We start from the raw sequence: 22,444 nt of genomic DNA, 5'->3' as shown, positions 1-22,444 counted from the left end.
GCTTCAGCAACGAAGAGACCGTTTCCTATGGCTGTCAGCTCCAAGCATATTCCCGCTCCCGATCTTCATCGGGTGCGCCGCGCCCTCCTTTCCGTTTCCGACAAAACCGGCCTGATTGAATTCGCCAAGGCGCTCCATGCGCATGGCGTCGAAATCCTCTCGACCGGCGGCACTGCCAAGTCCATTGCGGCGGAAGGCATTCCGGTGCGCGACGTTTCCGAAATCACCGGCTTTCCTGAAATCATGGACGGGCGCGTGAAGACGCTGCATCCGGCAGTCCATGGCGGCCTGCTCGCCGTGCGCAACGACCCGGAACACGTTGCCGCAATGGAAGAGCACAAGATCGGTGGTATCGATCTTGCCGTGATCAATCTCTATCCGTTCGAGGAAGTGCGCTTCCAGGGCGGCGATTACGACACGACCGTCGAAAACATCGACATCGGCGGCCCGGCCATGATCCGCGCTTCGGCCAAGAACCACGCCTATGTCGCCACCGTTGTCGATCCGGCCGATTATGCCGAAGTGGTCACCGAGCTTGAAAAGCATGCCGGTTCGCTGCCGCTCGCTTTCCGCAAGAAGCTGGCCGCCAAGGCTTTCTCGCGCACCGCAGCTTATGACGCGGCGATTTCCAACTGGTTCGCCGAAGCCATCGAAGAAGAAACGCCAATCTGGCGCTCGGTTGCGGGCAAGCTGCATTCGGTCATGCGCTATGGTGAAAACCCGCACCAGACTGCAGGCTTCTATCTCTCCGGCGAAAAGCGCCCGGGCGTTGCGACCGCAACCCAGCTTCAGGGCAAGCAGCTTTCCTACAACAACATCAACGACACCGATGCGGCTTTCGAGCTCGTCGCCGAGTTCGATCCGGCGCGCACGGCTGCCGTCGCCATCATCAAGCACGCCAATCCGTGCGGTGTGGCGGAAGGCGCATCGATCAAGCAAGCCTATCTGAAGGCGCTGGCGTGCGATCCGGTTTCGGCGTTCGGCGGCATTGTTGCGCTCAACAAGACGCTGGATGAAGAAGCCGCCGAGGAAATCGTCAAGATTTTCACGGAAGTCATCATCGCTCCCGATGCAACGCCGGGCGCGCAGGCCATCGTCGCCGCCAAGAAGAACCTGCGTCTTCTGGTGACGGGCGGTCTTCCTGACCCGCGCGCCAAAGGTATCGCTGCGAAAACGGTTGCCGGTGGCTTGCTGGTTCAGTCGCGCGACAATGGCGTCGTCGATGATCTCGACCTCAAAGTCGTGACCAAGCGTAGCCCGAGCGAAGCCGAGCTGAACGATATGAAGTTCGCCTTCCGCATTGCCAAGCACGTCAAGTCGAACGCCATCGTCTATGTGAAGGACGGCGCAACGGTTGGTATCGGAGCTGGCCAGATGAGCCGCGTCGACTCGGCGCGTATCGCTGCCCGCAAGGCGGAAGATGCAGCCGAAGCCGCCGGTCTGGCAGAGCCGCTGACCAAGGGTTGCGTGGTTGCCTCTGACGCATTCTTCCCGTTTGCGGACGGCCTGCTTTCTGCCGTTCAGGCAGGCGCTACGGCGGTTATTCAGCCGGGCGGCTCCATGCGTGACGAAGAAGTGATCGCTGCTGCCGACGAGCATGGCATTGCCATGGTCATGACCGGAATGCGCCATTTCCGTCATTAATTCATCGACTTAGAAATCTGAAAACGAGCCCCGAAACGAAAATTTTCGGGGCTTTTTGTTTTCATTGAGTTTCGAATTATTTCGTTTTAAATTCGTTTATGAGCGCTCACGTAAATACGGGAGCTGCTTTGCATCAGGGGGAGGACGCGGAGGCATAGCAAGCTTTTTCATACCTGATGTAAACTAAAAGCATTTTACACAAACATATTCGAACGGGAGGATACTGTGAGTACCAAGCAATTTATCGGCTCCATCGATCAGGGAACCACCAGCACGCGCTGCATCATTTTCGATCAACTGGGCGATGTCATCGCGATGGATCAGCGCGAGCATGAGCAGATTTACCCCAAGGCCGGCTGGGTGGAGCATAGCCCGCTTGAAATCTGGCGCAACACGCAGCACGTCGTCGCGGAAGCGTTGAAGAAGGCCAAACTGACGGCAGCGGATATCGCCGCGATCGGCATTACCAACCAGCGCGAGACGACGCTGCTCTGGGACAAGGCGACCGGCCAGCCGCTTTATAATGCGCTTGTCTGGATGGATACGCGCACCGCCGATCTGGTGGCGCAATATACGAAGAATGGCGGTGCGGATCGTCTTCGCGCCCGGACGGGGCTGCCGATCACCACCTATTTCGCCGGACTGAAGCTGCGCTGGATTCTCGACAATGTTCCGGGCGCGCGCCAAAAGGCCGAAGCAGGTGAGGCGCTATTTGGCACCATCGATACATGGCTGGCCTGGAACCTTACCGGCGGACCGGATGGCGGCATTCACATTACCGATGTCACCAATGCCTCGCGCACGCAGTTGATGGATATTGCAAGCCTGCAATGGGATGCGGAAATTCTGGACCTCTTCCATATTCCGCGCGCTTGTCTGCCGGAAATCCGCTCATCGAGCGAGGTTTATGGCGAGATTTCGGTTCGGTCCCTGCGCGGCGTCCAGTTTGCGGGAATTCTGGGTGACCAGCAGGCAGCTTTGTTCGGTCAGGCCTGTCTTGAGCCGGGCGCGGCCAAGAACACTTATGGCACGGGCTGCTTCATGCTGATGAATACGGGTGACAAGCTCGTTTCGTCCGATTACGGCCTGCTGACCACCGTTGCCTATAAGATCGGCGATGCCCCGCCGTCTTATGCGCTGGAAGGCTCCATCGCCATTACCGGCGCGCTGGTGCAATGGCTGCGCGACAATCTCGGTATCATCCGCAACAGCAGCGATATCGAAACGCTCGCCCGTACTGTCGATGATAATGGCGATGTCTATTTCGTCCCGGCATTTTCCGGTCTTTATGCGCCGCATTGGGAATCGTCTGCGCGCGGCGTCATTGCCGGGCTGACGCGCTTTGCCAATAAGGGTCATATTGCCCGCGCTGCACTGGAGGCAAGCTGCTATCAGGTGCGCGAGGTGCTGGAAGCCATGGTAAAGGATTCCGGCGTGGAGATCGGTGAACTGCGCGCCGATGGCGGCATGACTGTCAACGAATTCGTCATGCAGTTTCAGGCCGACATTCTGGATGTCCCGGTGGTCCGCCCCAAGATCGTGGAAACCACGGCGCTGGGGGCGGCTTACTCGGCTGGGCTTGCCGTCGGCTACTGGAAATCCATGGAAGATGTTGTCGAAAACTGGCAGGTCGGCCATCGCTGGCACCCGAAGATGCCGAAGAAGGAGCGTGAACGCCTGTTCGCCTCATGGGAAAAGGCGGTTCAGCGCTCCCTGAACTGGGTGGATTAAGGCCAATTCGGCGCTCTATAAGGCCGCCTTGTCGGCAGGATAGGGCGTCGCTTTCGTCAGACAGAGACCAGCGGCGAAGAAGATCACCAGCACCGCCATTCCAATGGCTGCCGACCCGCTGATGGCGGTGACGGTGGCGACAAGAAATGGCGCGAGGAAACTGGTGGCGCGGCCCGCCAGCGCGTAGATGCCGAAATAGCGTCCCGACTCTTCCGGCTCGATGCTGCGGGCAAACCATGAGCGCGACGAGGCCTGCACAGGGCCGAAGGCCGCGCCGATCATCAGGCCATAGATGAGATAGGCATGTTCGGCAGGCGTCGAAAAAAGCCCCTGCGCGGTGCTTTCCGCAAAGGGTAGCAGCCCGAAGAACGTATAATCGCGCCCTGTCGATACAATGCCGAGCGTGGCGAGCAGCAACAGGATCAGCGATGCGATGACCACGGCTTTTGAGCCGAAACGTGAATCGACGCGGCTGGCGACAAGGCAGCTGAAGATCGCCATCACATTAAGGATCATGCCGAACAGGCCGATCTCGGTAATCGACCAGTGAAACATGGCGGCAGCATAGCCGCCGCCCAGCGCCAGCAAAGCGTTGACGCCGTCCTGATAGACCATGCGGGCAATGAGAAAGCGCAATATGCCGGAGCGCTGGCGCACCTCGCGCAGCGTGGCTTTCAGCTCAGAAAGGCCATGGCGTAGCGCCTTGCGCAGAGGTTCGCCGCGCGCCGAATCCGGGGTGAACAGGAACATCGGCAGCACAAAGATCAGATACCAGAGCGCTGCAAGCGGGCCGGTGATGCGGGCGTCTTCACCGGTGGTCGGATCAAGGCCAAAAAGAGGATCAACGCCGATGATCGTTTTGCCGGTTTGCGGTGACCCGGCCAGAAACAGCACCACGAAGACCAGCACGATCATGCCGCCTAGATAACCAAGCCCCCATGCGATATTGGAAATGCGTCCGATATCTGCACGTGGCACAAGACGCGGCATCATGGAATCATTGAAGACGATGGAAAATTCAGCTGCCACCGAGGCGATCGCAAAGGCCAGCAGCACCCAGAACAGGCTTGCTCCCGGCGCCGCGAACCAGAGGAGCGACAGGCTGACGATCTTCAGAACGGCGAAGAAGCCGATCCACGGTTTGCGCGCGCCGGTGCGGTCGGAAACAGCGCCGAGCACAGGCGACAGAATGGCGATGATAAAGCCCGCCGCCGCGATGCCATAGCCCCATGCAACTTGCCCGGCTTCCGGGCTTGCCGCCATGCGGGAGATAAAATAGGGGCCGAAAACAAAGGTCGTGACGACGGTAAAAAACGGTTGCGCCGCCCAGTCGAACAACATCCAGCCCCATATGCCGCGCCGTGACGCATAGCTGCGTTCGCTGACTGTCAGATCGCTCAAATGCCACTCCCTTGCGAATGTGGCCGGAGCTTATAGGGCGAGCGACAACCTCACAAATGAAAAGGGCGGCCTTAAGCCGCCCTTTCATTTTTATTGCCGGGCGCGGATTACTGCGCCAGATCGGACATCAGGCCAGCGGCGACAGCCAGCCGCGAGACGGTGAGGTCGCCGCCTTCGGTGAGCGCGACCATGCGATTTCTGACCTGCTCGATCCGGACGCCGTCCGCATCGAGCCACGCCGCTGCCGGGTCTTTCTCCTTGGCGAAGCGCTTCAACGCCGCGATGGTGATCCCGCGTGCCGCCTGCGTGATGGTCTCGCTCGCACGCGACAGGGCCAGTCCGTCATAATAGTCGGTGACGGGGATGGACCGTGCCGCATCTTCGATGCGTCCGATGCGGAAGGCTTCCAACACGCCAAAATAGGCCTTGGCGGTTGCCACCAGATCGGCGTTCGCCAGATGCGCGATCAGCGCGATATCCGGCATGATGCCCGCAAGCTGGAGATTGGCGAGACGCTGGGCCAGCTTTTCCGGTGCGCCCTTTTCCACGAAGGCAGCCTTGTCGGCACGCACCGTGTTGCGCAGGAATTCAGGCATCAGGCCTTCGAAACGCGGTTCCAGTTCGGCACGCGCCTTGACGATGGTGCCGACCAGTTCGGTGAGGTTTGCGCGGGTCGTATCATTGCGCAGCACCCATGCCGTCGTCGCCTGCAACATTTCGCCGACGAGATGGTAGAACTGGTTCTGCACATCGCCCGGCACGCGATTGTCGAGCGCATCGATGGCGTCATAGACTGCGTCGATCTCGAAACCGTCACGCACCGCGATATAGGCGCGAACAATATCCGAAGGCGACTTGCCGGTCGTGTCGGCCAGACGGCTGATGAAGGTGATACCGCCGCGATTGATGACATCATTTGCCAGCAAGGTTGCAACGATTTCCCGCTTCAGGCGGTGGCCCGAGATTTCCTCTGCGTAAGTCTTGGCCATACGTTTCGGGAAATAGCCGAACAGCAGTGACTGGAAGTAAGGCTCGTCTGGAAGCGCACTTGCCACCAGATCGTCACTGAGCGACAGCTTGGCATAGGCCAGTAGGACCGCCAGTTCCGGGCGGGTCAGTGGATGGCCTGCCTTCTGGCGATCAGCCAGTACGGTGTCGGACGGCAGATACTCGACCTTGCGATCCAGCAGTTTGCGGTGTTCCAGTTCCGCCATGAAGCGGGCCTGGTAGGGGAGTTCGGCAAGTCCCTGACGTTCGCTCAGCGAAAGCGCCAGCGGCTGCAGATAGTTGTTGCGCAGCACGAGCTCCGAAACATCGTCGGTCATGCTGACCAGAAGCTTGTTGCGGGCAGGGCGCTTGAGCTTGCCCGAACGCATAGCAGCGGCCAATGCGATCTTGATATTGACCTCGACGTCCGAGCAGTTGACGCCAGCCGAATTGTCGATGGCGTCGGTGTTGCTGCGACCGCCTGCAAGCGCATATTCGATGCGCCCGCGCTGGGTCATGCCGAGATTGGCGCCTTCGCCGATCACACGGGCGCGAACATCCGAACCGGTGATGCGAATGGCGTCATTGGCGCGGTCGCCCACCTGCGCATCCGTTTCGCTGGACGCGCGGATATAGGTGCCGATGCCGCCGAACCATAAGAGATCAACCTGCGCTTTCAGGATGGTCGTCATGATTTCCTGCGGCGTCGCCGTGGTCTTGGCAAGGCCGATGGCAGCCGCTGCCTCGGCAGACAGGGTGATGGTCTTTTGGCTGCGGCTATAGACACCGCCGCCCGACGAAAGCTTCGAGCGATCATAGTCCTGCCAGCTTGAGCGCGGCAGTTCGAACAGGCGCTTGCGCTCGGCAAAGCCGTCCGCCGGAACCGGGTTCGGATCGATGAAGATATCGCGATGGTCGAAGGCGGCAATGAGCCTGATCTGCTCGGAAAGCAGCATGCCATTGCCGAACACATCGCCCGACATGTCGCCCACGCCGACAACCGTGAACGGCTCGGTCTGTATATCCATGTCGAATTCACGGAAATGCCGCTTCACGGCTTCCCAGCCGCCACGGGCGGTGATGCCCATGCCTTTGTGGTCGTAACCGGCAGAGCCGCCCGACGCGAAAGCATCGTCCAGCCAGAAATCATGCGCCTGACTGATGGCATTGGCCGTATCGGAGAAGGTGGCCGTGCCCTTGTCGGCGGCGACGACGAAATAAGGATCGTCATTGTCGTGGCGCACGACATTTTGCGGCGGCACCACAGCGCTGTCATGGATATTGTCGGTGACCGACAGAAGCGTCGAGATGAACACCTTATAGGCGTCGCGTCCCGCTTCGAAGACGGCATTGCGGTCGCCGCCCACCGGCAGGCGCTTCGGATAGAAGCCGCCCTTGGCGCCGACCGGCACGATCACCGCATTCTTGACCTGCTGCGCCTTGACGAGCCCCAGCACTTCGGTGCGGTAATCCTGCGCGCGGTCCGACCAGCGCAGACCGCCACGGGCGACCGCTCCGAAACGCAAATGCACGCCTTCGACTTCCGGGCCGTAGACGAAAATTTCGCGATACGGGCGCGGATCGGGCAGTCCATCGACCAGCCGCGGATTGAGCTTGAAGGCGAAGGTGACACGCGGCTTGCCTTCGGCATCCAGCGTATAGGCGTTGGTGCGCAGCGTCGCTTCGATCAGGTTGCGGAACCGGCGCAGGATCTGGTCGTCGTCGATGCTCGGCACACCGAGAAGGGCGGTTTCGATGGCGTCGATCAGCTTCTTTTCCGCTGCGTCACGGCGCTTGGCCGTTGGGTTGAAGCGCAAATCGAACAGCGAATAGAGATCGCTGGCGATTTCCGGATACCGGTTGAGGGCGGCGGCGATGAAGCCCTGCGAATAGGCGATACCCGCCTGCTGCAGATAACGGCCATAGGAGCGCAGAATCATGATCTGGCGTGCGGTGAGGCGGGCCGTCTGCACCAGCGCGTTATAGCCGTCATTGTCGGCAAAGCCGTCCCAGACAGTGCGGAACACGTCTTCCAGCATTTCGCCGTCATCGGAAAGATCAACCGGTGCGCCATAGGCGTTCACAAGCTGCATGTCGTGCACATAGACCGGCGCACCATCTTGACCGGCATGGGGCAGATCAATGGTCTGTTCGCTGACGACGCGGAAGCCCATATTTTCCAGAAGCGGAACGCGCTGCGACAGCACCACCGGCGCGCCGTGATGATAAAGTTTTAGCGAAACCGCATCCGGTCCATCGGTGCGATAACGGTAGAAATCCACGAAAAGCGGTGCTTCCGGGCTGAGACCCGCAATGCGCTCCGCATCGACCAGCGCTTCCGGTGCGGTGAAGATTTCGCGATAGGATGGCGGGAAGCTCGCGGCCAGCGCCACGACACCAGCATCGGCGTTTTCCACGCTTTCACGCACCGCATCTTCCCAGGTGCGGACGATGGAACGCACTTCCGCCTCCAGCGCTTCGCGATCCACATGCGGCGTGGAGCGTTCGTGACGGCGAATGACGAACTGAACGCGCGTCAGGCCGTTTTGAAGGAAGACCGGATGGAATTCAAAGCTGTCGCCGCCATAGACGTCGACGAGATAGCGACCGATCTTTTCACGTACGACCGAGTCGTAACGGTCGCGCGGTATATAGACCAGCACGGTCGCGAAACGGCCAAAACGGTCGAGGCGCGGAATGGCGCGCACACGCGGACGCTCGCCCAGCGCGAGGATGAGTTCGGCATTGGCCGTCAGGCTTTCCGTGTCGATCTGGAAAAGCTCGTCGCGCGGATATTCTTCCAGCACGTTGATCAGCGCCTTGCCAGAATGGTCTTCCCGGTTGAAGCCCAGGTGCTTGATCACCGCATCGGCCTTCGAGCGAATGAACGGAATGCTGGACACCGAGCTTATATAGGCGACCGAGGTGAACAGGCCGACGAGGCGCAGTTCGCCAATGGCTTCGCCCTTCGGTCCGAAAATCTTCACGCCGATATAGTCGAGATAGGAGCGGCGATGCACCAGTGACAGCGTATTCGCTTTGGTGACGATCAGCGGCTCGTTGCTGTCGAGGAATTCGGTAACCTCGCGCGGCGTGACGGTATCGTCGTCATCCTTGCGCAGCACGCGCACTTCATTGTCGCCAAGGACGCCCAGCGGCTCCTTGACGGCGACGAGGCTGCGCTTCTTGCCCGAACCTTCAAAAGCAAGCTCACGCATGCCGAGGAAGATGAAATGATCGTCGCGCAGCCATTCGAGGAAGGCGATGGCTTCCGGCATGGCGGCATTGCCGTTCAGCTCGTAAGCGCGCTGGTAATCTGCGATGGCGTCATCGAGACGCTTCAGCATCGGCTTCCAGTCGCCGACGGCAAAACGCACCTGTCCGAGAACGCGCTTGAGCCCGTCCGTCAGGTCGGCCTTGGCCTGCTTGCCGAGCGCTGGCAGATGAATCTGTACAAGGCTGACGCGCTCAACGCCCTTGGCAGGTGCGAGCTGCGATGCTTCGCCGAGAATAACCAGCCCATCCTTTTCCCGGGTAACATCGAGAACCGGGTGCACGACCATGAAAATCTGGCCGACGTGATTGTTCAGCTCGCCCAGAATGGAATCGAGCAGGAACGGCATATTGTCGTTGACGATGGTGATTACGCTCACCGGGCGACCATGGCGTTCGATACCGTTATCGACGCTGATGATGCTTTTGCCCTTGCGGTAGGATTCAAGAGCCGCATAGCCATGACGGGCTGAACTGTCGAGCGCTTCGGCGTCGTAAGCTGCCAGATCTTCTGGCGGTGCCCACTCGAAGAGAAGCTGCGAGAAGGCTGCCAGCGCCTTGGGCTTCCCCCCCTTTTTGTCCTCTTTGCTTGCCTTGGAATTCTTAACTTTGCTCGACCGATCCTGCTTTGCAGTCACGTCGGATACTCCTGTCATGATGGCAATGCGCGCCAAACTAGCAGATCAGACATTTCTTTCGATGACAAATTGCTGCGACTATCGAAAAAAATCCTGAAAAGTCAGAAAAATGGCATCTAATCCATTTAATTTGGAATAAAATATCGAAAACTTTGGGCGATTTTTCTAAAAATACCGGGGAAATTCCCGGCGCGCTAAAAATTGGCGTCAGCCGACGGCGGAATTGCCACAATTCAGACCAAAGTCGTAGATGATTCTGAGATGCTGGCGCTGTCAGAGCTCGATCAGATGATCGTCCAATTCGTTCATATTATCGGCGCCTGCGGGGAAGTGCTTTTCCAGCAACGTGCCAGCCTGATCAATCGCCGTGACGAAGCCCTCCGCCATTTGTGACCGCGATGCGTGATGGATCAGCGTCGCGACAATGGCGTTCCATTCGTCTTGCTCAACACGGGCATGGATGCCTGCATCGGCAATCACTTCGGCATAATGCTCGGCCATGGAAACAAACAGCAGAATGCCGGTGCGGTTTTCGGTGATGTGGACATTGCGCGCCAGAAACTGTTGCAGCGCATTGAGATGGGCGCGCTTGTAGCGGATGCGGCGAGGCACCAGCAACATGCGGATCGATGGTAGCAGCCAGAGAACCAGCATGGCCGAAATGAAAGCGGCGAGAATGGACAGGCCGAACATCGGCAGGCTGATATCAAACCAATACCAATGGGCGAGGCAGGCTGCGATCACCGAAGCAAGCAGGATGCCGCAGGTTGCGACAAAGCCAGCTGCAAAGAAATAGTCGTCGCTGCTGCGCGCCAGCACCGCATAGATTTCGCCACTGGTGCCTGCTTCCGCGTCCCGGATGGCGTCAGCGATGCGAGCATGGTCTTCGGCGCCGATCAGCGTATGGTGCTTCATCGCTACCTCTCCCTACCAGCTTCCAGAGGCGCCGCCGCCCCCCGATGAGCCGCCGCCCCCGCCAAAGCCGCCACCGCCGCCGCCGGATGACCAACCACCGCCACCACCCCAGCCGCCGCCGCGACCGCCGGAGCTGCCGCTTGAATTGGTGTTCAGCGTCATACCCAGCCATTCATAGCGTCCGGGGCCGAGCTTGCGTCCGAAGATCGGGGCAAGCACTGCGAAGCCGAACCCGCCGAAGAAAATCAGACACCAAAAGGTGATGAAGATGACCGCAACCCAGTCCACATCGTCACTACTGGTTTGCGCATTACGCTTGGCGCGCGCTTCCAGTTCGGCGGCGTCGCCGGAGAGAACGGAGAGAATGCCGTCCACGCCCTGCACGATGCCGCCACTATAGTCGCCGGTGCGGAAGGCTGGAATGATGGCGCCGTTGATGATGACGCTCGACAGCGCGTCGGTCATGGTGCCTTCAAGCCCGTAGCCGACCTCGATGCGGACTTTGCGGTCGTTCGGGGCGACAACGAGCAGTATGCCGTTATTTTCCTGCCTCTGGCCGAGAGCCCAGCTGCGGAAAAGGCGGTTTGAATAGGATTCGATGTCCTCGCCATTGAGGCTCGGCACCGTCACCACCACCACCTGATCGGAGGATTTAGCCTCGAAATCCGCCAGTTTCTGGGTCAGTTGCTGCCGTTCAGCCGGATCGATGATGCCTGCATTGTCCACCACACGGCCGGTCAGCGCCGGTGTGGCCTTCTGTGCCGTATCCTGCGCCCATGCAGCCGAGGTTGGTTGCAGGGTCAGGACAGCGGAAAACAGCAGAAGCAGGCATGCAAACAGGTATCGCGGCCAGTGAAGGCCGCGATGCCGATGCCGGAATGCTGCGCCCGTCGCCACGGAAGCGACCGTCAGTTAAACTTGACTTGCGGTGCTGCCTGGCTGCCGGCGTCGGCGCTGAAGGTCTGCATCGGTTGCGCGTCGCGATACCAGATCCACGTCCAGATCATGGTCGGCATGGTCCGCAGCGTGGTGTTGTAGACGCGAACCGCCTCTATATAGTCGCGGCGCGCCACGGCGATGCGGTTTTCCGTGCCTTCAAGCTGCGATTGCAGCGCAAGGAAATTCTGGTTGGCCTTGAGGTCCGGATAGCGCTCGACCACCACCATCAGGCGCGACAGGGCGCTGGTGAGGTTGGCCTGATTGTCCTGAAACTGCTTGAAAAGTTCAGGATTGTTGAGCGTTTCCGGCGTGATCTGCACCTGCGTCGCCTTGGCGCGCGCATCGATCACCGCTTGCAGCGTTTCCTTTTCGTGGGCGGCATAGCCCTTCACGGTCTCGACCAGATTGGGCACGAGATCGGCGCGGCGCTGGTACTGGTTCTGCACCTCGCTCCAGGCGGCCTTGGCCTTTTCCTCATTGGTCGGAATCGTGTTGAAACCGCATGCCGAAAGCAGCGGAACCAGAAGGGTGAGACCAAGGGCGATGAGAATACGGCGGAAAGAGAAAGAAGAGGCAACCGTCGCAGCCGACATGGGTTTCTCCTGAAAAAAGACGCTTTGCCAAGCGCCCGAGTACGGATGTCGTGGCCCGAATATTCGCATTCACGAAAATGCGAGCCGTCAAATCAACAAGATAGCGTAATTTTGCGCAGCGTCCAGCCCGTTTGCAACACTGTTCCACCCCTGTCCGGGCGCAGAGGGCGGGTGGGCCAGAACCGGCTTCGCGCTTGCAATGGCGCAATTCTATGTTGACTCTATCAACATCTTCAATATTGATAGAGTCAACATAGGGGAGGCGCCGAACCACGGCGTATGCAGCAATGACGGAACCGACCAATCAGGCTGACATCGGCGCATTGCGCGCCTTCAATCGAGCCTATACGCGTCGTCTCGGCCTGTTGAACGCGCATCTCGACAAAAGCCCGTTCACCCTGACCGAAGCGCGCATTCTCTACGAGATAGCAAACCGCACCGCGCCGACGGCGGCGGACATCATGCGGGCGCTGGGGCTTGATCGCGGCCAGCTCAGCAGAACATTGAAGCGCTTCACCGAGCGCGGACTGATCGAGACGGAACAGCACCCGGATGGCGGGCGCAGCCGCCCCATTCTGCTGACCGAAGCTGGCCGCAAGACGTTCAACGCTCTGGAACGCAATACCTGTGATACAGTGGGCGAACTTCTGGATGGCTTACAGCCCGACCGCCGCCGCGATCTGCTGACGGCTGCCGGGGCAATCATGCGCGTTTTCGACGAGGGGCAAAACGGGCAGGTGCAATTGCGTGATCTCAAAGCCGGTGATCTCGGCTGGATCATCCATCGTCAGGCCATCCTCTATACCGGCGAATATGGCTGGAACAATGAGTATGAGGCGCTTGTCGCCCGCATTCTTGCTGATTTCACGGAAAATTTCGACCCTGCCCACGATGCCGGCTGGGTGGCGGAAATCGACGGTCGCGTGGTCGGTTCAGTCTTTTTGGTCAAGGGCGGTCAGCCCGGACTTGGCAAGCTGCGCCTGCTCTATGTCGAGCCGGATGCGCGGGGCGCAGGTGTGGGGGCGAAACTCGTCAACGCCTGCATCGAGCGCGCGCGGGCTGTCGGTGATGAGCATCTCACGCTCTGGACGAACAGTGTGCTGACCGCCGCTCGGCGTCTTTACGAGCGCGCCGGATTTAAGCTTGTCGAAGAAGCGCCACACCATTCCTTCGGTGTCGATCTGATCGGTCAGATATGGGAACTGGACCTTACGGCAAGTCTTCAAGGACAAATGAAGGCCAGCGCATAAAAGAAAAGCGGCGGATTGCTCCGCCGCTTTCTCAAAATGCAAACTGCGCGAAAGATTATTCGCTTGCAGCAGCTTCTTCAGCCGGAGCGGCTGCGGCTTCAGCGGCAGCAGCAGCAGCTTCTGCAGCCTTCGCAGCAGCTTCTTCTTCAGCCTGCTTGGCCAGAGCGATACGCTCCTGAGCCTTCTTGCCCGGCTCACCCTTGGTCGGGTTGCTGCGGGCCGGACGCTTGGCAATGCCAGCCTGGTCGAGGAAGCGCAGAACGCGGTCGGTCGGCTGTGCGCCCTGGGCGATCCAATGCTGGATGCGGTCGGCGTCGAGCTTTACGCGTTCAGCGTCCTTGGCCAGCATCGGGTTCCATGCGCCAACGGTTTCGATGAAACGGCCGTCACGCGGGCTGCGGACGTCGGCAACAACGACGTGGTAGTAAGGACGCTTCTTGGAGCCAGCGCGGGCGAGACGAATCTTGAGGGACATTTTTTCTTTCCTTTAGACAAATTGTTCGGCCCTGACGGGCTATCGGTTGTTCTGCCCATCTGGGCAATGGATCGAGCCGTTATCGGCTATTTATTTTCCGCTGTGGTTGGCAGCGGCATGCTCATGATGCCGAATGACTTCCTTCACGATGAAGTTCAGGAATTTTTCGGCGAAATCGGGGTCGAGATGGGCATCGACAGCCAAAGCGCGAAGACGCTCGACCTGACGCTTTTCGCGAGCCGGGTCAGCCGGGGCGAGGCCCCGTTCGGCCTTCAGCACGCCCACTGCCTTTGTGCAGCGGAAGCGTTCAGCCAGCATATGGATCAGCGCCGCATCGATATTGTCGATGGAGGCGCGCAGTGACAGAAGTTCGGCGGGTGCAGTGTTCTGTTCGTCGCTCATAATGCTCACTTTTTCTTCGGCAGACCCGGAAGGCCGCCACCGAGACCCGGAAGCTTGGGTCCGCCCAAACCGGGAAGACCGCCGCCCGAAAGCCCAGGCAAACCGCCGCCTTTCGTCAGACCGGCTGCTTCCGCCTGCTTGGCAAGCGCCTCAAGCTGCTTCGGGTCCATCTTCGACAGATCCGGCATGCCGCCGAGGCCGCCCATGCCGCCACCCAGACCGCCAAGGCCCATCTTGCTGGCAAGACCGCCCATCATCTGCTTCATCATTCCGCCTTTGCCCTTGCCCATGACTTTCATCATGTCGGCCATCTGGCGGTGCATCTTGAGAAGCTTGTTAATGTCGGCGGCGTTGGTGCCGGAACCCTTGGCGATGCGCTGCTTGCGGCTGTGCTTCAAGAGGTCCGGATTGGCGCGCTCAGCCTTGGTCATGGAACCGATAATGGCAAGCTGGCGGTCGAACACCTTGTCGTCGAGGCCGGCTGCAGCAACCTGATCCTTCATCTTGCCCATGCCGGGCATCATGCCCATGATGCCGCCCATGCCGCCGAGCTTCTTCATCTGGCCCAACTGGTCGGCGAGATCGTTGAGATCGAACTTGCCGGACTGCATTTTCTTGGCCATCGCAGCGGCTTTTTCCGCGTCGATGTTTTCAGCAGCTTTTTCGACGAGCGAAACAATGTCGCCCATACCCAGAATGCGGTCGGCGATGCGCTTCGGATAGAATTCCTCAAGCGCATCCATTTTTTCGCCGGTGGCGATCAGCTTGATCGGCTTGCCGGTGATGGCGCGCATCGAAAGCGCTGCGCCGCCACGGCCATCGCCGTCCATGCGGGTCAGAACGATACCGGTAATGCCGACGCGTTCATCGAAATTGCGCGCCAGATTCACGGCGTCCTGACCGGTCAGGCTGTCGGCGACAAGCAGAATTTCATGCGGATTGGCGGCCTTGCGGATATCCGCCATTTCCACCATCAGCGGCTCGTCGATATGCGTGCGGCCTGCGGTGTCGAGAATGACGACGTCATGGGCGCCGAGCTTTGCAGCCTGAACGGCGCGCCTGGCGATTTCAACCGGCGACTGACCGGCGATGATCGGCAGCGTGTCGACGCTGGTCTGGATGCCCAGCTGGCGAAGCTGCTCCTGCGCGGCGGGACGGCGCGTATCAAGCGACGCCATCAGCACCTTCTTGCGCTGGCGTTCGGTGAGGCGCTTGGCGATCTTGCCGGTGGTGGTCGTCTTACCCGAACCCTGCAAGCCGACCATCATGATGACGACCGGTGCCGGTGCGTTGAGATCGATGGAAACGCCTTCGGTGCCGAGCATCTCGATAAGCTCGTCATGGACGATCTTGACGACCATCTGACCGGGCTTGATGCTCTTCAGGATTTCAGCGCCGACGGCCTTCTCACGAACGCGGTCGGTGAAGGAGCGAACCACTTCCAGCGAAACGTCGGCTTCGATGAGCGCACGACGCACTTCGCGCAGCGCCGCCGTCACGTCGCTTTCGGAGAGAGCGCCGCGTCCGGTGAGGCCGTTCAGAATGGAGCCAAGACGCTCCTGAAGTGATTCAAACATCGCGTTTCCTTATATCCGGGAATAGGCGGGAGGCTTCATCCGGGATAGATCGTCCCGCGTGTCTGCCAGTTCAAGAAGCACCCAAAGCGATACAGCACCCGAGGGCGCATCGCGCTGTCGGATGTGGACCTCCGGGATCGTTTTATACCATAATGGGTCCCGGTCGGTGGCTCGCGTTCTGAAGATCGCGGATAGATTGAGGGGTGGATTAGGCGTCGAAGAGCCGAATGTCAAGCAAAACTCGGTCAAATTGCCGTTCTTTCACCCAATTTAGCGCATATCCGCCGATGACAATACAGTGTGGTAATGGCAAATTCCCGCATAAGGCGAATCAATTTCGCTAAACAGTTCACAGCTGATCACTTCACAAGGAGAGAAGAATGGCGTTGACTGCCAAGGGCCGGATTTGGGCGGCGACAGTTCTTGCAGCAGGCATGTTTGCGGGTGCAGGCGCGGCTGAAGCCGCACAATGCGGCAACAATGCTGCCGGCTACAATGCGTGGCTGCAGCAGACCCTGAAGGAAGCGCCGTCGCGCGGCGTTGGCAAGGCGGGCCTCAGCGCGCTGGCCAACACCAAATATGCGCAGGCCACCATCAATGCCGACCGCAACCAGAAGAGCTTCAAGCTCTCCTTTGAAGACTTCATGAAGAAGCGCGGCGCGGATACGATCATCAAGCGCGGCAAGGCCATGAAAGCGCAGAACGCGGCTCTCTTCGCCAATATCGAAAAGCGTTATGGCGTTCCTGCCGGTCCGTTGATCGCGATCTGGGGCATGGAAACCGGCTTCGGCAACTATCTTGGCAAGCAGCACACGATTTCAGCCGTTGCAACGCTGGCCTATGATTGCCGCCGCACCGAATATTTCACCGGTCAGCTTTATGCGGCTCTCAAGCTGGTCGATCAGGGCGATCTCAGCCCGCAGGCAGTTGGCGCCATGCATGGTGAAATCGGCCAGACGCAGTTCATGCCGGCAAACGTCCTGAAATACGGCGTCAGCGGTTCGGGCAGCGCCCATTTCGACCTGAAGAACAAGGCGGATGCTCTCCACTCGACTGCCAACTTCCTGGTCGGTCACGGTTGGAGCCGTGGTGCAGGCTATCAGCCGGGTGAGCCGAATTACGGCGCGATCCAGGGCTGGAACGCCGCGCAGGTTTACCAGCGCGCCATTGCCGTCATGGGCAAGGCCATCGACGGGAATTAACAGAAACCACGGAGCGCTGCCAAAGCGCTCCGCTCTGCCTGGAAACAAAAAAGCCCCGGTCGAACCGGGGCTTTTTATTGCCGTCTGGCAGGAATTACAGAATAGGCTCACCGGCTTCGGGGCGTTTGAAGTCGCCGCTCTGCTGATCCATGACCCAGAGCTCGCCGGTCGAAATATCGAACCATGCGCCGTGCAAGGTGAGCTTGCCCTTCTTCTCCAGAATATCGACGCAGGGGAAGGTGCGCAGATTATTGATAGAGTAGCGGATGGAAATGCGCTCCAGCGCTGTCTGACGCTCGGTCGGCGTCATCAGGCTGTTGCCGCTGACGGCTTCAGCCGCAGGTGCAATCAGGCTCATCCACTTGCCGATGAAATCACCGGGCGACAGGGGCGCGCTTTCCGTATCGAGCGCAGCCTTGATGCCGCCGCAGCGCCCATGGCCCATGACGACGATGTGCTTGACCTTGAGGCTTTGCACCGCAAATTCCAGCGCAGCCGATGCCGCATGAAACTCGCCGTCAGGCTCGTAAGGGGGAATGAGATTGGCAACATTGCGCAGGACAAACATTTCGCCCGGCGCAGAGTTGAAGATTGTTTCGGGAGCAGCGCGGGAATCGCAGCAGGCAATAACCAGAGTTTCCGGTGATTGTCCTTTTTCCGCCAGTTCGCGATAGCGCGCGGTTTCCCGTGCGAAATGCTCCGTCATGAAGGTTCTGTAACCTGAGAGGAGTGTGTCCGGAAGATCAGCCATAACGTTCCAATATCCCTAACGAAAACCGAGATCAATCAAAATGATCATGCCGCAGAAAGGTCGCTGAGGCGTCAGGCGCGCAATCCCTTGGTCGGGTGCACAAGACGGCGCGTCTGCACCATGGCCATCGGCGAGGCGAGGCTGGAGGCATCGGCTTCCAGCATCAGTTCGTCGGCGCCGCGTTTTGCCGACCGCGCCATGATTTCGAACACGGCAGCGGTGGTGCTTTGCAGAGTCTTTTCTTCCGACAATCCTGAAAGGCGGCGCGCAAGAAACACCGCCGATGTCAGGTCGCCGAGTCCGTTGGTGGGGCCGTCTACCTTGCGATGTTCTGCCATCAGCGCCATGGTCGGCGTCAGCAATATATTGCCGATGCTGCCCGCCATCAGCGGGAAGGCGGAGGTGACCAGCATGGTTGCCGGGCCAGCGTCCAGGGCAGCTTCCATCAGTGATTTGTTGTCTTCGAGCGGCACGCCGGTCAGCCAGGACAGTTCAAACCGGTTGGGGGTGGCGATATCCGCAAGCGGCATAAGTTTGTCGCGAATGCCGATGGCGGTTGCCTCGGGCACATAGAGGCCCTTTTCATCGCCGATGACCGGATCGCAGAGATAGACGGCGTTCGGGTTGCGCGCCTTGACGCCTTTGACCAGCTCAGCGACAGCTGCCGCCTGTTCCGGGTGACCCAGATAGCCGGTCAGGATTGCGCCGACTTCGCCCAGCCACGGGGCGCGCTGGAGATCCTGCATCAGGCGGGAAAACTCTTCGGGCGGTGGCACGATGCGTCCGGCAGGACCATGGCCGGGATGCCAGGGCAGGACAACCGTTGGCACAGCCCAGACCGGAAAGCCCAGCGTTTCCAATGCGAAGACGGCTGCCCGGTTACCCACCGAACCGCGCACGACATGGCTTGAAATGACAATAACGGTTGTCGCGTCCGAAGGCGCAGAAAGCGTCATGTTAGACCTAGCTTTGCATGAGATAAAAGACGAGCCAGACGATGATCGTCAGCGTGATGAGAAGGCCCAGCGTCCGCCCGATGCGGGTGGCCCAGAGTTCGATGCGGTCGTTTTCAGGTGTGTCCCCGGCGGCAAGGTGTGTGGCGGTGCGGGCAAAACCACGGCGGACGATACCTTCCGCGCCGGTTTGCTCGCGTTCCAGCCGCTCCAGAATACGGCGCGCTTCTTCCTGGCGCTCGCGTCCCGGACCGCCGGCGTCCTCGCCTATGCCAGCCTGCTGGCGTTCACCCATGATCTGCCTGCCTTGCCGAAGTGACTCACATCCGAAACCCGGCATAGCATCGTGCCCGAAATGATGTTCTGCAAGCGGAATAGTTGCATTCTATGTGAGCTTAACGACAAGCTTGCCAAAATTGCCGCCGTCGAGCATCGAAATGAAGGCCTTTGGCGCGTTTTCGAGCCCCTCCACAATGTCTTCTCGATAGCGGATTTGTCCGTCAGCGATCCATTTCGCCATATCGTGATAAAATGCGGGGCGTTGATCGCCAAAGTCGCGCTGGATGAAACCGCGAATGGTCAGGCTCTTGGACAGGATATCACGCATCACAAGCGGCAGGCGGTCGGGACCGTCGAATGGGCCGCTCTGGTTATACTGCGCGATAAGCCCGCAAACCGGCACACGGGCAAACTGGTTGAGAAGTGGGAAAACTGCTGCAAAGACCTTGCCACCGACATTTTCGAAATAGACGTCGATGCCGTCCGGGCAGGCCAGCGCCAATTCCTGTGCGAAATTCGGGCTGCGATGGTCAACCGCAACATCAAAACCGAATTCGTCAATCAGCGCCTTGCATTTATCTGCGCCGCCGGCAATGCCGATGGCCCGCGCGCCTTTCAGTTTGGCGATCTGACCGACCGCAGAACCGACAGGACCTGTCGCTGCCGCAACGACCACCGTTTCGCCTTCCTTGGGCTGGCCGATGGTCAAGAGGCCGGAATAGGCGGTGAAGCCCGGCATGCCGAGAACGCCAAGGGCGGTGGTGAGCGGTGCCTGTTCAGGGTCAAGTTTGCGCAAGGTGGAGGCATTGGCCACCGCATAGCTTTGCCAGCCGGAATGAGACAAGACGAAGTCACCGGGCGCGAAGCCCGCGCTGCGGCTTTCCACCACTTCGCCCACCGTGCCGCCTTCCATGACGGAACCGATTTCCACCGGGGCGGCATAGGATTTGGCAGCGCTCATGCGACCGCGCATATAGGGGTCGAGCGAAAGATAGCGCAGCTTCAGAAGCACTTCGCCTTCGCCAGCGCTCGGAACTGCCGCTTCTTCCAGCCGGAAGTTTTCCGCCGTGGGGCGTCCGTCTGGACGCGATGCAAGCACGATGCGCTGATTGATCTTTTCGCCCATGGGATAAACTCCTGTTGTTGAGGACCGCCTTAAACCGGAACGGCATGCGATGCATCCGGTTCCGCGACGGTTACTCACTTTTGAAGACGGCTTGGTGAAGAACTGCTATGGAATGATGTAACAGTGATTTGTAAATCCATTCGCTTTGAGGCCAAAGCAAAATGACCCAAGATACGTTGTTTCTTCTGACCCCGGGTTTCAAAGATCCGGCCTATCCCGGACAGGAATTCTATTGCTGGCACTGCGCGCTGATTGAGGGTGTTCTGGTGTCGTTTCCGTCGCTCGGTGGAGATCTGAAGATCGAGCGCGTCGCATTTTCCCGGCCACGTGAGAAGGTGATCCAGCTTGCGGGTGAGGAAAACCAGTCACTGCCATTGCTGATCTTGAAGGACGGCGACCGCTCGCCGCTGGAAACGGGCACCTATCTGGGGCGTTCGCTGATTGCCGATCCACACAAAATTCTGGCCGCGCTGACAGAGCGGCACGGTTTCCCAACGCCGCATCCGTGAACGTGTAAAAGCGTTAGACGTAGCTTCCGAGCGCCACGCGGCTGAACTGCCAGTTGACCTCCGGCAATTCGGAGGCCGGGAAGGACAGCACGATCTGCTTGGATGTGACAGGTCCGCGGAACCCAGCGAAGAAGATCGTGTCTTCCAGTTGCGGCGCGACTTCGAAACAGGAGAAAACCCAGGTGTCGTCCCGATCGGCAGACAGGACGATCAGGCCGTTCTCGTCATAGGAAATGTCGACCGACGGGTGCAGGTGGAACCGCACCGCAATATTGTCGCGTCCATTGGCTTTCAGCGGTCGTCCGTCGCCACGGTAAAAGCGATCTGCCCCCTGAATGACGCTGCCATTGTGCGACAGCACGAGACGGCGCTCGTGATAAATGCCGAACAGGCGCGCATAGCCGTCATGGCTCGCCACAAAACCTTGTCGCCCCATTTCTTCGATGCGGTCACGCTGTACGCGCGTCGGTCCGGCAATGATCGGCGTACCGATCATGTTGGAGAGGCCAGCATTGAGGCTGAACCGGCACGACGATGTGTCGTTGATAGTCGCTGTCGAATGGGCAGCCGTGGAGCGTCCCAATGGACGAAATTCCGGCGGGCCGAAACGGTCGATGCCGGAATTGACGATATAGCGCTGGCGTCCGGAGGACATTTCAAAGGCAAGGCAGCCCGCATGGGCATCCCGCGAGGCAGTGACCGGCGGCGGCAGGCCGGTATCGGCGATGATGGTCGTCGATCCCATGGAAAGACGTTCATAGCCGGAATAGGGCGCATGGGTCAGCGGTGAGCCGGCGGTTTCGTCATGACGCAGCACGGAAATGATCCATTCCAGCATTATCGGGCCCACGCCGTTGAACAGTGCAAGGCTGCCATCCTGATGGCGGAAGAAGCGCAATGCGGGCAGCATACGCTCAACCGCCTCGATCAGGGCCTTGGGTGGCGATTCCGTGCCATTGGCATAGGTCTGGCGCAGCGGCAGAAGATCGGCCAGCAGCTCCAGAACGGTTACCGGATTGCGCGAAATATGCCCGCCATCGGGCAAAATCTGGCGCTTCAGTTCATATTCGAGATTGCGTCGGGCGGCGCGGGCAGTCGGCGGTGAGACCGGCAATGCAAGGGCGGCGAAAGCGAGCGCGATACGCGCGCGCAGACGCTCTTCGCCGTCGTCCATCGCGCCCGCAACGGTGCGCAAGTAGCGGACCTGCATGGCGAGAGACCGCATGAATTTGCGATAGGCCGGCATTTCTGCGCCGGAGAGGATCAGGTTGGAATGCTGCAACCAGGCGATGATGCGCTGTGCTGTCACTTCTGGCGCCCATGCGAGACCGCCGATGCGCTTGCCGAACATGCGCATCCAGTCATCGACCAGCGCCCGCGCATTGGCGGTCGCCAGTTCGCTGTTGGCGCTTTTTAAATGGCGCAGCCAGCCGAAGCTCTGAAGCGCTGCTTCCCATTCGGGGGTCGGCGGCTCAACGGCAAATGGCGAAAGCCCGCCGGTTTCGACAAGGCGACCTGCCAGCGCGAAGCGCCCGTGATAGAATTCCTGCGCCAGCTGCGGGTCGGCGACGCGCAGATCGGGCGGTGCAATCAGGATACGGTCGGGCGTAAAGCCGGTGAAGCGCCAGCTGTAAAGCGGCCCCATACGCAGGCGGCGGCTGAACTTGCGCCACGCCTGTGCAACGGCCAGTCCCCAAAGGTGAGGGGTTTCGCTCAGCGCGACTGCCACCCGGTCTTTCTCCGTATCTTTTGTCATTGTGCCTACGCATTATCCAACGCAAAACCGCTTCGCACTTTTG

General features: G+C 59.7%; 18 protein-coding genes. 5 read left to right on the top strand and 13 right to left on the bottom strand.

The genetic code is table 11. The features are described 5' to 3' along the window. Positions 1-27 precede the first annotated feature (27 nt). Both purH and glpK read left to right on the top strand, forming a co-directional pair. The gene (gene purH, locus ABWW11_RS20840) at positions 28-1,644 is read left to right on the top strand and encodes a bifunctional phosphoribosylaminoimidazolecarboxamide formyltransferase/IMP cyclohydrolase (RefSeq protein WP_121538673.1); all 1,617 of its coding nucleotides are present in this window, start codon (positions 28-30) and stop codon (positions 1,642-1,644) included. Between the two features lie 225 nt (positions 1,645-1,869). After that, positions 1,870-3,375: a glycerol kinase GlpK gene (glpK, locus tag ABWW11_RS20835; protein ID WP_319080575.1), complete on the top strand. Its 1,506-nt coding sequence runs from the start codon at positions 1,870-1,872 to the stop codon at positions 3,373-3,375. Between the two features lie 15 nt (positions 3,376-3,390). Here glpK and ABWW11_RS20830 read toward each other — a convergent pair whose 3' ends face one another. The 5 genes from ABWW11_RS20830 to ABWW11_RS20810 form a co-directional block, all read right to left on the bottom strand. Beyond that, positions 3,391-4,716 (bottom strand): MFS transporter, encoded by a 1,326-nt coding sequence (locus ABWW11_RS20830; RefSeq protein ID WP_371831121.1) that lies wholly within the window; start codon positions 4,714-4,716, stop codon positions 3,391-3,393. Positions 4,717-4,883: 167 nt separating this feature from the next. Beyond that, the gene (locus ABWW11_RS20825; RefSeq protein ID WP_319080574.1) at positions 4,884-9,674 is read right to left on the bottom strand and encodes an NAD-glutamate dehydrogenase; all 4,791 of its coding nucleotides are present in this window, start codon (positions 9,672-9,674) and stop codon (positions 4,884-4,886) included. Positions 9,675-9,947: 273 nt separating this feature from the next. After that, positions 9,948-10,589, bottom strand: a complete 642-nt coding sequence (locus ABWW11_RS20820) for a TPM domain-containing protein (RefSeq protein WP_109369840.1) — start codon at positions 10,587-10,589, stop codon at positions 9,948-9,950. Between the two features lie 12 nt (positions 10,590-10,601). Then, complete coding sequence (locus tag ABWW11_RS20815) at positions 10,602-11,417, bottom strand: TPM domain-containing protein (protein ID WP_109370323.1); 816 nt, start codon at positions 11,415-11,417, stop codon at positions 10,602-10,604. 80 nt (positions 11,418-11,497) lie between these two features. Further along, on the bottom strand, positions 11,498-12,121 hold the full coding sequence (locus ABWW11_RS20810; protein ID WP_109369839.1) for a LemA family protein: 624 nt from the start codon (positions 12,119-12,121) through the stop codon (positions 11,498-11,500). A 287-nt stretch (positions 12,122-12,408) separates the two neighbouring features. Here ABWW11_RS20810 and ABWW11_RS20805 point away from each other — a divergent pair, with 287 nt between their 5' ends. Next, on the top strand, positions 12,409-13,371 hold the full coding sequence (locus ABWW11_RS20805) for a bifunctional helix-turn-helix transcriptional regulator/GNAT family N-acetyltransferase (protein ID WP_109369838.1): 963 nt from the start codon (positions 12,409-12,411) through the stop codon (positions 13,369-13,371). Positions 13,372-13,426: 55 nt separating this feature from the next. On the opposite strand, the gene rpsP is transcribed toward ABWW11_RS20805, so the two are convergent. The 3 genes from rpsP to ffh form a co-directional block, all read right to left on the bottom strand. Further along, positions 13,427-13,846 carry a 30S ribosomal protein S16 gene (gene rpsP, locus ABWW11_RS20800; protein ID WP_109369837.1) on the bottom strand — a complete coding sequence of 140 codons (420 nt, stop codon included), beginning with the start codon at positions 13,844-13,846 and terminating at the stop codon, positions 13,427-13,429. Positions 13,847-13,936: 90 nt separating this feature from the next. Then, positions 13,937-14,248, bottom strand: coding sequence for a chorismate mutase (locus ABWW11_RS20795; RefSeq protein ID WP_078339573.1), 312 nt, complete (start codon positions 14,246-14,248; stop codon positions 13,937-13,939). Positions 14,249-14,253: 5 nt separating this feature from the next. Further along, the gene (gene ffh, locus ABWW11_RS20790) at positions 14,254-15,825 is read right to left on the bottom strand and encodes a signal recognition particle protein (RefSeq protein WP_078339572.1); all 1,572 of its coding nucleotides are present in this window, start codon (positions 15,823-15,825) and stop codon (positions 14,254-14,256) included. 380 nt (positions 15,826-16,205) lie between these two features. Between ffh and ABWW11_RS20785 the strand changes: the two genes are divergently transcribed. Then, a complete protein-coding gene (locus tag ABWW11_RS20785) occupies positions 16,206-17,027 on the top strand; it encodes a lytic murein transglycosylase (protein ID WP_109369836.1) in 822 nt (273 codons plus the stop codon). A 94-nt stretch (positions 17,028-17,121) separates the two neighbouring features. On the opposite strand, the gene ABWW11_RS20780 is transcribed toward ABWW11_RS20785, so the two are convergent. The 4 genes from ABWW11_RS20780 to curA all read right to left on the bottom strand — a co-directional run bounded on the left by ABWW11_RS20780 (position 17,122) and on the right by curA (position 20,136). Further along, positions 17,122-17,778: a carbonic anhydrase gene (locus ABWW11_RS20780; RefSeq protein ID WP_109369835.1), complete on the bottom strand. Its 657-nt coding sequence runs from the start codon at positions 17,776-17,778 to the stop codon at positions 17,122-17,124. Between the two features lie 71 nt (positions 17,779-17,849). Beyond that, positions 17,850-18,734 (bottom strand): pyridoxal kinase PdxY, encoded by an 885-nt coding sequence (gene pdxY / locus ABWW11_RS20775; protein WP_109369834.1) that lies wholly within the window; start codon positions 18,732-18,734, stop codon positions 17,850-17,852. A gap of 7 nt (positions 18,735-18,741) precedes the next feature. Then, complete coding sequence (locus ABWW11_RS20770) at positions 18,742-19,026, bottom strand: hypothetical protein (RefSeq protein WP_109369833.1); 285 nt, start codon at positions 19,024-19,026, stop codon at positions 18,742-18,744. Between the two features lie 90 nt (positions 19,027-19,116). Continuing rightward, complete coding sequence (curA, locus tag ABWW11_RS20765) at positions 19,117-20,136, bottom strand: NADPH-dependent curcumin/dihydrocurcumin reductase (RefSeq protein WP_109369832.1); 1,020 nt, start codon at positions 20,134-20,136, stop codon at positions 19,117-19,119. 161 nt (positions 20,137-20,297) lie between these two features. Between curA and ABWW11_RS20760 the strand changes: the two genes are divergently transcribed. Further along, entirely contained in the window at positions 20,298-20,645 is a 348-nt protein-coding gene (locus tag ABWW11_RS20760) for a DUF3088 domain-containing protein (RefSeq protein WP_109369831.1), read from the top strand. A gap of 13 nt (positions 20,646-20,658) precedes the next feature. Here ABWW11_RS20760 and ABWW11_RS20755 read toward each other — a convergent pair whose 3' ends face one another. Beyond that, a complete protein-coding gene (locus ABWW11_RS20755; RefSeq protein WP_319080573.1) occupies positions 20,659-22,401 on the bottom strand; it encodes a heparinase II/III family protein in 1,743 nt (580 codons plus the stop codon). Positions 22,402-22,444: the final 43 nt, after the last annotated feature.

Origin of the sequence: Brucella sp. NBRC 113783, from assembly GCF_040372265.1 — a bacterium.
Classification (GTDB): Bacteria; Pseudomonadota; Alphaproteobacteria; order Rhizobiales; family Rhizobiaceae; genus Brucella; species Brucella teleogrylli.
Note: the sequence above shows the minus strand (reverse complement) of the source record. Positions and strands in the feature narration are given on the sequence as shown.

Coding starts and splice junctions, on each gene's coding strand:
- purH (WP_121538673.1), top strand. CDS start 28: ATGGCTGTCAGCTCCAAGCATATTCCCGCTCCCGATCTTCATCGGGTG.
- ABWW11_RS20830 (WP_371831121.1), bottom strand. CDS start 4,716: ATGTTGTTCGACTGGGCGGCGCAACCGTTTTTTACCGTCGTCACGACC.
- ABWW11_RS20820 (WP_109369840.1), bottom strand. CDS start 10,589: ATGAAGCACCATACGCTGATCGGCGCCGAAGACCATGCTCGCATCGCT.
- ABWW11_RS20810 (WP_109369839.1), bottom strand. CDS start 12,121: ATGTCGGCTGCGACGGTTGCCTCTTCTTTCTCTTTCCGCCGTATTCTC.
- ABWW11_RS20805 (WP_109369838.1), top strand. CDS start 12,409: ATGACGGAACCGACCAATCAGGCTGACATCGGCGCATTGCGCGCCTTC.
- rpsP (WP_109369837.1), bottom strand. CDS start 13,846: ATGTCCCTCAAGATTCGTCTCGCCCGCGCTGGCTCCAAGAAGCGTCCT.
- ABWW11_RS20795 (WP_078339573.1), bottom strand. CDS start 14,248: ATGAGCGACGAACAGAACACTGCACCCGCCGAACTTCTGTCACTGCGC.
- ffh (WP_078339572.1), bottom strand. CDS start 15,825: ATGTTTGAATCACTTCAGGAGCGTCTTGGCTCCATTCTGAACGGCCTC.
- ABWW11_RS20785 (WP_109369836.1), top strand. CDS start 16,206: ATGGCGTTGACTGCCAAGGGCCGGATTTGGGCGGCGACAGTTCTTGCA.
- ABWW11_RS20780 (WP_109369835.1), bottom strand. CDS start 17,778: ATGGCTGATCTTCCGGACACACTCCTCTCAGGTTACAGAACCTTCATG.
- pdxY (WP_109369834.1), bottom strand. CDS start 18,734: ATGACGCTTTCTGCGCCTTCGGACGCGACAACCGTTATTGTCATTTCA.
- ABWW11_RS20770 (WP_109369833.1), bottom strand. CDS start 19,026: ATGGGTGAACGCCAGCAGGCTGGCATAGGCGAGGACGCCGGCGGTCCG.
- curA (WP_109369832.1), bottom strand. CDS start 20,136: ATGGGCGAAAAGATCAATCAGCGCATCGTGCTTGCATCGCGTCCAGAC.
- ABWW11_RS20760 (WP_109369831.1), top strand. CDS start 20,298: ATGACCCAAGATACGTTGTTTCTTCTGACCCCGGGTTTCAAAGATCCG.
- ABWW11_RS20755 (WP_319080573.1), bottom strand. CDS start 22,401: ATGACAAAAGATACGGAGAAAGACCGGGTGGCAGTCGCGCTGAGCGAA.